Origin of the sequence: Streptomyces sp. NPDC001231, assembly GCF_042896885.1 — a bacterium.
In the GTDB taxonomy this organism is placed as follows: domain Bacteria; phylum Actinomycetota; class Actinomycetes; order Streptomycetales; family Streptomycetaceae; genus Streptomyces.
The window spans coordinates 1-11,929 of the sequence record NZ_JBIAXS010000025.1; the positions used below are offsets into that span (position 1 = coordinate 1).

Annotated in this window: 9 protein-coding genes and 1 rRNA gene; 5 read left to right on the forward strand and 5 right to left on the reverse strand. The window is 72.6% G+C overall.

Features of this window, described 5'->3' with window-relative positions:
* Positions 1-88, forward strand: a 5S ribosomal RNA gene (gene rrf, locus ACFY3J_RS27235); the annotation flags it as partial.
* A 104-nt stretch (positions 89-192) separates the two neighbouring features.
* Here the strand turns inward: rrf and ACFY3J_RS27240 are convergent.
* The 5 genes from ACFY3J_RS27240 to ACFY3J_RS27260 are packed head-to-tail and all read right to left on the reverse strand — an operon-like array spanning position 193 to position 5,857.
* Positions 193-1,503 carry a DUF58 domain-containing protein gene (locus ACFY3J_RS27240; protein ID WP_390841924.1) on the reverse strand — a complete coding sequence of 437 codons (1,311 nt, stop codon included), beginning with the start codon at positions 1,501-1,503 and terminating at the stop codon, positions 193-195.
* On the reverse strand, positions 1,503-2,492 hold the full coding sequence (locus ACFY3J_RS27245; protein WP_390841972.1) for an AAA family ATPase: 990 nt from the start codon (positions 2,490-2,492) through the stop codon (positions 1,503-1,505). The genes ACFY3J_RS27240 and ACFY3J_RS27245 overlap by 1 nt, the downstream gene beginning before the upstream one ends.
* On the reverse strand, positions 2,492-3,688 hold the full coding sequence (locus ACFY3J_RS27250; protein ID WP_384179619.1) for a DUF4350 domain-containing protein: 1,197 nt from the start codon (positions 3,686-3,688) through the stop codon (positions 2,492-2,494). The genes ACFY3J_RS27245 and ACFY3J_RS27250 overlap by 1 nt, the downstream gene beginning before the upstream one ends.
* Positions 3,685-4,464, reverse strand: coding sequence for a DUF4129 domain-containing protein (locus ACFY3J_RS27255; RefSeq protein WP_384179617.1), 780 nt, complete (start codon positions 4,462-4,464; stop codon positions 3,685-3,687). Before ACFY3J_RS27255 ends, ACFY3J_RS27250 begins: the two co-directional genes overlap by 4 nt.
* Positions 4,465-4,468: 4 nt before the next feature.
* The gene (locus ACFY3J_RS27260) at positions 4,469-5,857 is read right to left on the reverse strand and encodes a hypothetical protein (RefSeq protein WP_390841925.1); all 1,389 of its coding nucleotides are present in this window, start codon (positions 5,855-5,857) and stop codon (positions 4,469-4,471) included.
* A 140-nt stretch (positions 5,858-5,997) separates the two neighbouring features.
* Between ACFY3J_RS27260 and mtnA the strand changes: the two genes are divergently transcribed.
* The 4 genes from mtnA to ACFY3J_RS27280 all read left to right on the forward strand — a co-directional run bounded on the left by mtnA (position 5,998) and on the right by ACFY3J_RS27280 (position 11,863).
* A complete protein-coding gene (mtnA, locus tag ACFY3J_RS27265; RefSeq protein WP_390841926.1) occupies positions 5,998-7,140 on the forward strand; it encodes an S-methyl-5-thioribose-1-phosphate isomerase in 1,143 nt (380 codons plus the stop codon).
* Positions 7,141-7,253: 113 nt separating this feature from the next.
* A complete protein-coding gene (mtrA, locus tag ACFY3J_RS27270) occupies positions 7,254-7,943 on the forward strand; it encodes a two-component system response regulator MtrA (protein ID WP_281156101.1) in 690 nt (229 codons plus the stop codon).
* Position 7,944: 1 nt separating this feature from the next.
* Positions 7,945-10,023, forward strand: a complete 2,079-nt coding sequence (gene mtrB / locus ACFY3J_RS27275; protein ID WP_384179611.1) for an MtrAB system histidine kinase MtrB — start codon at positions 7,945-7,947, stop codon at positions 10,021-10,023.
* A complete protein-coding gene (locus tag ACFY3J_RS27280) occupies positions 10,013-11,863 on the forward strand; it encodes an LpqB family beta-propeller domain-containing protein (RefSeq protein WP_384179608.1) in 1,851 nt (616 codons plus the stop codon). The genes mtrB and ACFY3J_RS27280 overlap by 11 nt, the downstream gene beginning before the upstream one ends.
* Positions 11,864-11,929 lie beyond the last annotated feature (66 nt).

Genomic DNA, 11,929 nt, shown 5'->3' on the forward strand with positions numbered 1-11,929 from the left:
CGGTTACATTCCGAACCCGGAAGCTAAGCCTTACAGCGCCGATGGTACTGCAGGGGGGACCCTGTGGGAGAGTAGGACGCCGCCGAACAAATTTTGAGGAAAACCCCCGTGTCATTCGGCACGGGGGTTTTCTGCGTTTACGCACCGTACCAGGGGCTTACGCCCCCGTCCCCTGCTCTTTTGCTCTCTCTTTCAAAGTCTTCCCGCTGTCTTCAGCGCCAGATAGGCGTCTGCCAGCGCCGGCGCCAGATCGTCCGGTGTGGCGTCGACGACGGTGACTCCGTGGCGGCGGAGTTGCTCCGCGGTGCGGTGGCGCTCGGTCTGCGCCTGGGCCGCGGCGGCGGCTTCGTAGACCGCGTCCACGCTTCCCCGGGACGCGGCCATCTGTGTCACCAGCGGATCCGCCACCGAGGCCACCAGGACCGTGTGGCGCTGGGTGAGTTGAGGGAGCACGGGCAGCAGGCCCTCCTCGACGGGCGCCGCGTCCAGGCTGGTCAGCAGGACGATCAGCGACCGGCGCGGTGCCGTACGCAGGGCTGTGGCCGTAAGGCCCCGGGCGTCCGTCTCGATGAGTTCGGGTTCCAGTGTCGCCATGGCGTCGACCAGGGACGGCAGGACATCGCCTGCGGAGCGGCCCTGGACGAGGGCGCGAAGCCGGCGATCGTAGGCCAGGAGGTCCACGCGGTCGCCGGCGCGGGAGGCTAGGGCCGCGAGGAGCAGGGCGGCGTCCATGGAGGCGTCCAGGCGCGGGGCGTCGCCCACACGGCCCGCGGAGGTGCGGCCGGTGTCCAGGACGAGCAGGATGTGCCGGTCGCGTTCGGGGCGCCAAGTACGGACGGCGACCGAGGACTGGCGGGCGGTGGCGCGCCAGTCGATGGAGCGGGTGTCGTCACCGGGGACGTACTCGCGCAGGCTGTCGAACTCCGTTCCCTCTCCGCGGATGAGCACACTGGTGCGGCCGTCGAGTTCCCGCAGCCGGGCGAGTTTCGAGGGCAGGTGCTTGCGGCTGGTGAACGGCGGCAGCACGCGTACCGTCCAGGGGACCTTGTGGGTGCCCTGGCGGGCGAAGAGCCCGAGGGGGCCGTAAGAGCGGATGGTCACGCGGTCGGCCTGGCGGTCGCCGCGACGGGTGGGGCGCAGGCGTGTGGTGACACGGCGCCGTTCGCCGGGCGGCACGCTCAGGCGATGCCGGGAGGCCGTCATCTCGGTGCCCGACTGCCAGCTGCTGGGGGGCCAGGCGTCACGGAGGCGGGCGCGCAGCAGGCGGCGTGAGGGGTTGGTGACCGTGAGGGTGATGTCGGCGCTCTCTCCCAGGCGCACGGAGGTGTCCCCGGAGCGGGTTAGGCCGAGGCGTCGCACCGGCGCCGCCAGGGCGTAGTCGCAGGCGCAGGCCACGGCCAGGGGCGCGTTCACGGCGAGGATGCCCGACCAGCCCGGGTCCCAGATGCCGACGGGGAGGGAGCCGAGGGCCGCGAGGAGCGCGGCGCGTCCGGTGAGGGGCATCAGCGGGGGACCGGCACGTGAGCGAGGATCGCGTTGATCACCGAGTCGGCGGTCACGCCTTCCATCTCGGCCTCCGGGCGCAGTTGTAGTCGGTGGCGGAGTGTGGACAGGGCCAGAGCCTTGACGTCGTCGGGGATGACGTAGTCGCGGCCGGTCAGCCAGGCCCACGCACGGGACGTCGACAGCAGCGCCGTCGCTCCGCGCGGGGAGACGCCGAGGGCCAGGGACGGTGATTCCCGGGTCGCCCGGCAGATGTCGACGACGTAGGCCGTGATCTCGGGGGAGACGGTCGTCCTGGCGATCGCGGCGCGGGCCGCGTCCAGGTCGGCGCGGCCGGCCACTGGGCGTACGCCGGCGGCGCGCAGGTCGCGCGGGTTGAAGCCGTCGGCGTGGCGGGTCAAGACGTCTATCTCGTCCTGGCGGGAGGGCAGCGGGATGGTCAGCTTGAGGAGGAAGCGGTCCAGTTGGGCCTCGGGGAGGGGGTAGGTGCCCTCGTACTCGACCGGGTTCTGGGTCGCGACGACCAGGAAGGGATCGGGGAGCGGGCGCGGGGTGCCGTCGACGGTGACCTGGCGCTCCTCCATGGCCTCCAGCAGCGACGACTGGGTCTTGGGCGGGGTGCGGTTGATCTCGTCGGCGAGGAGGAGGTTGGTGAAGACCGGGCCGGGCTGGAAGGAGAACTCGGCGGTGCGGGCGTCGTAGACCAGCGAGCCGGTCACGTCGCTCGGCATCAGGTCGGGGGTGAACTGGACGCGCTTGGTGTCGATGTCGAGCGCGGCGGCGAGCGTGCGGACGAGCAGGGTCTTCGCCACTCCGGGGACTCCTTCGAGGAGGACGTGTCCACGGCAGAGGAGGGCGACGACGAGACCGGTCACGGCGGGATCCTGGCCGACCACGGCCTTGGCGATCTCGGCGCGCAGGGCTTCCAGGGAGGACCGGGCGTGGCCCGTGTCCCCGGTGCGCCCGGCGTTGTCAGTGGTCGGGTCCATCATGGACGGCGTACCTCTCTTTCGAGGGCGTCGAGTCGGTCGGCGAGGGTGACGAGGGCCGCGTCGTCGCCGGGCGGCGGGCCGAAGAGCAGGTCGTGCAGGGGCTGTCCCTCGCCGTGGAGGCGGGCGGACAGGGCGGGGAGCAGGGCCTCGGGCGTGTGCGCCTGGGTGACGGGGACGCCGACGAGGGGGGCCAGGCGGGTGCGTGTGGTGGAGCGAAGAGCGGTGGCGGCGCGGTCGCGGGCGTTCGCCTTGCGGTAGAGGCGGGCGCGGCCTTCGACGGTTTCGGAGGCGCGGATCGCCACGGGGAGTTTTTCGGGCACGAGGGGACCGAGCCGGCGTGCCCGCCACAGGGCGGCCAGGGCCGCGGCGATGAAGAGTTGCAGGGTGCCCCAGAGCCAGCCCGAGGGGAGCAGATCGAAGAAGCCGCGGTCGCCGGTGTCGGGGGCCGACGCGTCGGAGAGCGAGGGGAGGTACCAGACCAGATGGGGGCGGGAGCCGAGGAGTTGCAGGGCGAGCGAGGCGTTGCCCTGCTTGGCGAGACGGTTGTTGTAGAGGATGTCGGGGGTGCCGAGGACGACGGTGTCTCCGCCCTTGGTGGTGTGCGGGATGCGCAGCAGGGTGGGCAGGCCGTCGCTGGGGTAGCAGGCGTCCGCGTTCTTGGCGGTGGTGGAGTAGCGGATGCCGCCGCCGGTGTCCGCGATACCGGCGCGGCGGGCGGCGGGCAGGGCGCAGCCGGGGGAGAGGGCGGTGTCGAAACTGGGTGTGTGAGCCGCGGTGACGCCCGGGGCCAGGCCGCTGACGGAGGGAAAGTCGGGGGCGACGAGGACGGTCCGTCCGCCGGTGGCGTCGGTCGCGTGGCGCAGCCGGGACTGCTGTCCGTCCGTCAGCAGGTCGGGGACGGCGACCAGCAGGGTGGTGTCGGGTCCGGCGGCGGCGCGTGCCTGGTCGAGGGTGGCGACCACGCGTGTGGACACGTCGTGGTCGGCGAGGAGCGCGGCGACGGCGCGGCTGCCGTAGGGGTCGGCGGAGCGCGGGTCCAGGCGGCCGTGCTGGGCGCCCGACTGGACCGCGGCGATCGCGACGGCGGCGGCGAGGAGGAGGACGAGGGCGAGCAGGATCCCGCGCGTGCGGGTCCACACCTGGCGGCCGGTGCGCGAGACCGAGGTGGAGGGGAGCGTGGCCTCGGTGGTCATCCGGCGGCTCCCTGGTGGCCGCTGGGCGCCGTGCCGTGGCCGGTGCCGGCGAGTTGGGGCCTGGCGCGTTCGAGGTCGGAGTCGAGTTCGGCGATGCGGTGGTACGCCGCTTTGGTCGCCTGGCGGCCGCCGTATGTGACGTCGTCGAAGTCCCGGGAGGCGGCGCGCAGCCGGTCGGTGTGCGCGGGAAGGGCGCGGCCCGCCTCGGCGGCGGCCTCGTCGGCGGTGCGGCCGGGGCGGACGTCGAGCAGGGCTCGCTCCTCCAGGGAGCGGACGATGGCGCGCATGCGTTCCTGGACGGCCTGGTTCCAGTGGCCCTGGACGGCGTGCGCCTCGGCGGCGGCGCGGTGTTCGGCGGCGCTGCGGGGGCGGTCGTCGAACAGGGCTGCGGAGGAAGTGGGTTCGCGGCGCGGTGTGCCGAGGCGCCACCACAGGGCACCGAGCACGGCGAGGACGGCCACGATGACGACGATCAGTCCGACGCTCCCGCCAGGGGTGGCGACCGAGGCGGAGTCGAACAGTTTGCCGACCCAGTTCCAGAAGGCGTTCAGGGCGCGTTGCAGCAGGCCTGGGTCGTGCTCGTGGTACATCGGCTTGGACAGTTCGCGCCGGGCCTCCTCGCGTGCCGGGTCACGCGGGACGGTCACCGGTGGCTCGGTTGCGGAGCGCGACTGTGCCAGGGCCGTGCCGTGGGTGTGCAGCGCGATCCGCATGGCTTTGTCCGCGGCGCGTGGGAACGCCGGCAGTGCTGCGAGAACTCCCCCCGCCAGACTCACGGCATCAGCTCCCGGAGGCTGGTGCGTCGGATCCGTAGCCCTGGACGCCCGCGGCACGGGCCAGGTCGAGATCGAGAGCCTCGCGGCGGATGCGCTGGTCGATGTAGAGCAGCACGGTGACACCGGCCGTGATCGGGAAGGTGATCGTGGAGCCGAGCACGGCCCCGATCCCGGTGATGATCAGGTAGGCCCAGCCGACGTTCGGGGTGCCGCTGAGGAAGGCGGACATGCCTCCCCCGCCGAAGACCAGGGCGAGGGCGAAGAAGGGGACGGCGATGACCGCGGAGACGAGGCCCGCGATGAGTCCCCCCAGCAGCTGGATGCCGAAGACGCGCCACCAGGAGCCGCGGATCAGCTTGGCGGAGCGGCTCATCGACTTGGCGATGCCCTGCTTCTCCAGCATCAGGGCGGGCGAGGCGAGCGAGAAGCGGACCGCCAGCCACAGGGCGGGTACGCAGGCGACCAGGCCGCCCAGGAAGGCCAGTGCTATGCCCCCCAGGGTCGAGGACGTGGTGGCGACGAGGATGCCGGGCAGCGCGCCGACGGCGATGACGCCGAGGCAGATGATGAGCAGCAGGATGACCAGCCCGAACAGCTTGAGCACCTGGGGGCGGGCGTCCCGCCAGGCCTCCGCGGTGGTGACCGGCTTGCCGAGGACCGCGCGGCTGGTGACCGTGGTGAGCAGTGCGGTGGCCATGACGGTGGCGACCAAGGAGACGATGAGGACGGCGCCGGAGCCGAGCATGGCGTCGCCCATGGCGCGGCCGACTTCGCCGGGGGTGGCGTTCGGGTCGCTGAGGACCTGGTTGCTCGTGCTGTCGAGGACCAGGCGCTGCAGCAGGACGACGATGATCTGGGAGAAGACCGCGACGACCAGGGTGATGCCCAGGACGGTGCGCCAGTGGGCGCGCATGGTGGACACCGTGCCGTCGAGGATCTCGCCCACGCCCAGCGGGCGCAGCGGGATCACGCCGGGCTTGGCCGCGGGGGGCGGGCCGCCCCAGCCGCCGCCGCCCCAGCCGCCGCCGCCCCAGGCGCCGTAGCCGGCCGGACCGCCGTAACCGGGAGCGCCGTAACCACCTGGGCCGCCGTAACCACCAGGGCCTTGCCCGCCGGGGCCGTAGCCGGCCGGGGGCTGTCCGCCCCAGGAGGGGCCGGCGGGTGGCGGTGGTGCCTGACCGGGGGCCGGGGCTCCCGTGGGCGCGGACCACTGGCCCGGCGGCGGCTGCTCCTTGGACCACTTCACGCCGGGGCCCTGCGGCTGCTCGCCCGACTGGTCCGCGGGTGGTGCGGCGTCGGGGCGGCCGGCGGCGTCGGCAGGTCCGGACGCGCCGGTCTCCTGTCCGTCGGACGGGGCGGATCCGGGCGAGGCCCAGCCCGGAGTGTCAGTCATCGTCGCTCCTTCACGGTGCCCGTCCGCCGTCGCGGCGGCAGGTTGGCAGCCATCGTGCCATGGGGTGGTCTTCGGGCGACCGGCGGTGGTGGCGGCTGCGTACCTTCAAATGTCCGCCGGATAGGGGGCACACTGACGGCATGGCTGATCAGTACGCGCAGACCCGCGAGGACGACCGGGCGGTCGGTACCTCGGCGATCCGCTGGGAAGAGCCGCCCGAGGGCCCGGTGCTGGTCCTCCTCGACCAGACCAGGCTTCCCGCCGAGGAGGTCGAGTTGGTGTGCACGGACGCGCCCGCGCTGGTGGAGGCGATCCGGTCGCTGGCCGTGCGCGGGGCGCCGGTGCTCGGCATCGCCGGGGCATACGGCGTCGCGCTCGCCGCCGCGCGCGGCTTCGACGTGGACGAGGCCGCGACCGCGCTGGCGGCCGCCCGGCCCACGGCCGTGAACCTCTCCGTCGGTGTGCGCCGGGCGCGGTCCGCCCATCAGGCGGCGCTCGCCAGGACCGGCGACCCCGGGCAGGCCGCCTCGGCGGCGCTGGCCGCGGCGCGGCAGCTGCACCAGGAGGACGCCCGGGCCAGCGCGCGGATGGCCGAGCACGGGCTGGCGCTGCTGGACGAGCTGCTGCCCGGCGGCGGGCACCGCGTCCTCACTCACTGCAACACCGGGTCGCTGATCTCGGGTGGGGAGGGCACGGCTTTCGCGGTGGCGCTCGCGGCGCATCGAGCCGGACGGCTGCGGCGGCTGTGGGTGGACGAGACCCGGCCGTTGCTCCAGGGCGCCCGTCTGACGGCGTACGAGGCGGCCCGCAACGACATGTCGTACACCCTGCTCACCGACAACGCGGCGGGCTCCCTGTTCGCGGCCGGTGAGGTGGACGCCGTGCTGGTCGGCGCGGACCGTATCGCCGCCGACGGCTCGGTGGCGAACAAGGTGGGCAGCTATCCGCTCGCGGTGCTCGCGCGCTACCACCACGTGCCGTTCATCGTGGTGGCGCCGGTGACGACAGTGGACCCGGCGACCCCGGACGGCGCGGCGATCGAGGTCGAGCAGCGACCGGGCTACGAGGTGACCGAGTTCATCGCGCCCCAGGTCCCGGTCACGGGAGCCGGCGGCGGTCTCCCGGTCGCGCCGCTGGGCACGCAGGCGTACAACCCGGCGTTCGACGTGACCCCGCCGGAGCTGGTGACGGCGATCGTCACCGAGGAGGGAGCCGTCTCGCCGGTGACCGCCAAGGGACTGGCCGAATTGTGCGCCAGGTCGAGGGGGACCACGACAGACTGAGCACCGGCACCCCCGTTCTCGGGCCGCAGGCAGACAGTGACGGCTCCGTACGACTATCGTCACAGGCCAGTGAGCTGTCTCACCTGGATCTTCGCCACCGTTACGAGAATGGGATGATGTCGGTTATGAAGGGACGAGTCCTTGTCGTCGACGACGACACCGCACTGGCCGAGATGCTCGGGATCGTGCTGCGTGGTGAAGGTTTCGAGCCGTCTTTCGTGGCCGACGGCGACAAGGCGCTGGCCGCTTTTCGTGAGACGAAACCCGATCTGGTCCTGCTCGACCTGATGCTGCCCGGCCGTGACGGCATCGAGGTGTGCCGCCTGATCAGGGCGGAGTCCGGCGTGCCGATCGTGATGCTGACGGCCAAGAGCGACACCGTGGACGTCGTCGTGGGCCTGGAGTCCGGCGCCGACGACTACATCGTGAAGCCGTTCAAGCCGAAGGAGCTCGTGGCCCGTATCCGGGCGCGGCTGCGCAGGTCGGAGGAGCCCGCACCGGAGCAGCTCGCCATCGGCGACCTCGTCATCGATGTCGCGGGGCACTCCGTGAAGCGGGACGGGCAGTCGATCGCGCTGACGCCGCTGGAGTTCGACCTGCTGGTCGCGCTGGCCCGCAAGCCGTGGCAGGTGTTCACCCGCGAGGTGCTCCTGGAGCAGGTCTGGGGCTACCGGCACGCGGCCGACACCCGCCTGGTGAACGTGCACGTCCAGCGGCTGCGCTCCAAGGTCGAGAAGGACCCGGAGAAGCCGGAGATCGTGGTGACCGTCCGCGGTGTCGGTTACAAGGCCGGACCGAGCTGACGTGTCGGGGGACAGCGCCGCTTCGGCGCCCGGGGGTTCCGGGGCCGGCGCGGGGCGGCCTGTCGGCCGGACGACCGTCGGCTCCCGCTGGGGACGCCTCCTGGAGGGCGGGCTGCTGCACGGTGGTGTCCAGGGCAGCCCGGTCCTGCGTCTCTTTCTGCGCTGGGTGCGCCGGCCGTTGCTGCCCGTGATGCGGCTGTGGCGGCGCAACATCCAGCTCAGGGTCGTCGCCACCACCCTGCTGATGTCGCTGGGCGTCGTAATGCTGCTGGGTTTCGTCGTCATCGGCCAGGTGCGCAACGGACTGCTCGACGCCAAGGTGAAGGCCTCGCAGAGCCAGGCCACCGGTGGTTTCGCGGCGGCCAAGCAGCGGGCCGACGAGAAGGCGACCGGCCTCGGCGACAACGTCTCCGCCGTGGACGGCCACTCCTCGCAGAACGTCATCCAGTGGATGAGCGACCTGGTGTCGTCGTTGTCCAGCGGCGGTCAGGGCGCCTTCGACGTGGTCACGCTGCCCGCCGGCGACGACAGCGGTGGCGGGCGCGGTCCGCGCGCCTCCGGCGGCGTGGATTGGACGGCGAGCGTTCCGGAGGAGCTGCGCGCCCGCGTCAACAACGGCATGGTGGCCGCCCAGAGTTACGCCCGCATCGTCTACCAGGGCGGCGACAAGGGCTCCCAGCCCGCGCTGGTCATCGGTAAGCAGGTCAATGACCCCAACGGCGATCCGTACCAGCTGTACTACCTCTTCCCGCTCACCCAGGAGGAGAAGTCGCTGAGCCTGGTCAAGGGCACGCTGGCGACGGCCGGTCTCTTCGTCGTCGTACTCCTCGGAGCCATCGCCTGGCTGGTGGTGCGGCAGGTCGTCACGCCCGTGCGGATGGCGGCGGGGATCGCCGAGCGGCTGTCGGCCGGGCGGCTCCAGGAGCGGATGAAGGTCACCGGTGAGGACGACATCGCGCGGCTCGGCGAGGCCTTCAACAAGATGGCGCAGAACCTTCAGCTGAAGATCCAGCAGTTGGAGGAGCTGTCGCGGATGCAGCGCCGGTTCGTCTCCGACGTCTCGCACGAGCTGCGCACGCCGTTGACGACCGTGCGGATGGCCGCCGACGTCATCCATGAGGCGCGCGAGGACTTCGACCCGGTCACCGCCCGCTCCGCGGAACTGCTCGCCGACCAGCTCGACCGGTTCGAGTCGCTGCTCGCGGACCTGCTGGAGATCAGTCGTTTCGACGCGGGCGCGGCGGCGCTGGAGGCCGAGCCGATCGACCTCAGGGAGGTCGTGCACCGGGTCGTCAGCGGCGCCGAGCCGCTCGCCGAACGCAAAGGGACGCGGATACGGGTCGTCGGCGACCAGCAGCCGGTCGTCGCGGAGGCCGACACCCGGCGTGTGGAGCGCATCCTGCGCAATCTGGTCGTCAACGCTGTTGAGCACGGCGACGGCAGGGACGTCGTCGTCAGACTCGCCGCGGCGGGCGGCGCGGTCGCGGTCGCGGTGCGCGACTACGGCGTGGGGCTCAAGCCGGGTGAGGCGACTCGTGTGTTCAGCCGCTTCTGGCGGGCGGATCCGGCGCGTGCCCGCACCACGGGCGGCACCGGTCTGGGGCTGTCGATCGCCTTGGAGGACGCCCGTCTGCACGGTGGCTGGCTTCAGGCGTGGGGCGAGCCGGGCGGCGGCTCGCAGTTCCGCCTGACGCTGCCGAGGACCGCGGACGAGCCGCTGCGGGGCTCGCCCGTCCCACTGGAGCCGAAGGACTCGCGCCGCAACCGCGGGCTCGACGACGCCGGTCTGCCGAGCGGGAAGCGTGCCACCGTGCCGGTCCAGGCGACGGGTGAGCGGATGGCGTCCTCACGGGACCCGATCGCGTCCCGGTCGGCGGGGGCGGCCCCGACGGCCGATCCGACGGCGCTGCCCGGCAACGGCGCGCGTGTGGTGCCCCGGCCGGCCGCGGGCGGGCGACGTCAGGAGGCGACGTCCGCCGTGGACGCCGCAGGGGAGGGGCCTGCGGACTCCGCTGCTGCCGAGGAAGCCGGGCCGCGGGACAACGTGACACAGCAAGGGGAGGCATTTCGTGGGCGCTGACCGCGTGGGGGGCGTGCGGCGGCCGGTGCGCGCGGTGGCGTACGCCGCTTGCGGGGTCGTACTGCTGGCGGGGTGCGCCTCGATGCCGGACAGCGGGGATCTGCGGGACGTGGAGTCCACCCCGCGCCAGGACAGCCAGTTGCGGGTGTTCGCCATGCCGCCCCGGGAGGATGCCCCGCCGGCGGAGATCGTGCAGGGCTTTCTGGAGGCCCTGACCAGCGACGATCCGCAGTATGCGACGGCGCGTCAGTATCTGACGGGGACGGCGTCGGGGCACTGGCGGCCGGAGCAGTCCACGACCGTGCTCGCGGGCGGCCCGGACATCCAGGTCGATCGCACCACGGGACACGACACCAGCCACGACAACAGCGACGACTACGCGTTCATGCTGACCGGTACGAAGGTGGCCCGGGTGGACGTGCAGCAGTCGTACACGCCGATGGGCGGCGATTACAGTCAGCCGGTTCATCTGACGCGGGACAAGAAGAGTGGGCAGTGGCGCATCGACGTGCTGCCGCAGGGCGTCGTCATGGGGCAGTCGGACTTCCAGCGCAACTACATGTCCGTCAACAAGTACTACTTCGCCTCCAACACCTGGGCGGATTCGGCCACATCGGCGACCGCCGTCTCCGACCCCGTCTTCGTGCGCCGGCGCGTGGACGCGATGACGCAGGTGGTGCGCTCCGTGCTGAGCGGGCCCACGCACTGGCTCGAGCCGGCGGTCAGTTCGAGCTTCCCGGCCGGGACGGAGCTGCGCCGCGGGGTCACCTCGCTGGCGCCCGACGACCAGAACCGGCTGACGGTGCCGCTGAACGAGAAGGCCTCCGGGGTCGGGCGCGAGAAGTGCCGGGAGATGGCGACCCAGCTGCTGTTCACGCTGCAGAACCTGACACCCACCGTGGACAGCGTCACGCTCCAGCGCGCCGACGGCGGCACACTGTGCTCGCTCGATGAGGAACAGGCCGAGGCCGTCGCCACGCGCGGGTCGGTGAAGCGGCCCGACTACCTGTACTACGTCGTTGACAAGCAACGGCTGGTGCGGATCGCCGGCGGCGGCACCGCCACGAGCGCCGAACCCGTGCCGGGGGCGCTGGGTGAGGGCGTCCAGAAGCTCCAGGCGGCGGCGGTGTCGTGGGACGAGCGCACCGCGGCCGGGGTCGGCGACGACGGCAAGTCGCTGTTCGTGGGCTCCCTCGTGGCGGGCGGCGCCCTCGACGCGCCGGTCCTGCAGAGCCAGGGCAAGGCCGAGGGCGACCGGCTGACGGTACCGAGCTGGGACGCGCGAGGTGACCTGTGGGTGGCCGACCGCGATCCCGCCCGACCGCGGCTGGTGGTGTTGGAGCAGGGCGGGGGCCAGCCGCTCGACGTGCGAGTCCCCGGGCTGAAGGGGCGTGTCCACGCGGTGCGGGTGGCCGCCGACGGGGTGCGGATCGCCCTGGTCGTGCGGGCGGAGAACGGCAGCAAATCCCTGTTCGTCGGGCGGATCGAACGCGACGACAAGGCCGGGGACCGGCCGGTGGTGTCGGTGCGCGAGTTGCGTTCGGCGGCTCCGGAGCTGGAGGACGTCACCGCCATGTCGTGGGCCGGCGACAGCCGCCTCGTGGTGGCCGGGCGGGAGAAAGGGGGCGTGCAGACGATGCGGTACGTCCAGGTCGACGGCTCCACGCCGGAGGGCCCGCCACCGGCGGCGCTCACGGGGGTGCAGTCGCTCGCCGCGGCCGAGGACGACCGGTCGCCGCTGGTGGCGTACTCCTCGGAGGACGGGATCGTCCGGCTGCCGTCCGGGGCGCAGTGGCAGAAGGTGCCCAAGGACGGGTTGGCGCCGGTCTACCCGGGCTGAGCGGCCTTCCGTCCCGACCGGGCCGAGCCTCTTTCCTCCTGAGCGGGTCGAGAGCTCTTCTCCCTC

What these genes read in the sequence shown, in the direction of transcription:
- ACFY3J_RS27245 (WP_390841972.1), bottom strand. Translation starts at nt 2,492, where the DNA reads ATGGACCCGACCACTGACAACGCCGGGCGCACCGGGGACACGGGCCAC.
- ACFY3J_RS27250 (WP_384179619.1), bottom strand. Translation starts at nt 3,688, where the DNA reads ATGACCACCGAGGCCACGCTCCCCTCCACCTCGGTCTCGCGCACCGGC.
- mtnA (WP_390841926.1), top strand. Translation starts at nt 5,998, where the DNA reads ATGGCTGATCAGTACGCGCAGACCCGCGAGGACGACCGGGCGGTCGGT.
- ACFY3J_RS27240 (WP_390841924.1), bottom strand. Translation starts at nt 1,503, where the DNA reads ATGCCCCTCACCGGACGCGCCGCGCTCCTCGCGGCCCTCGGCTCCCTC.
- mtrA (WP_281156101.1), top strand. Translation starts at nt 7,254, where the DNA reads ATGATGTCGGTTATGAAGGGACGAGTCCTTGTCGTCGACGACGACACC.
- ACFY3J_RS27260 (WP_390841925.1), bottom strand. Translation starts at nt 5,857, where the DNA reads ATGACTGACACTCCGGGCTGGGCCTCGCCCGGATCCGCCCCGTCCGAC.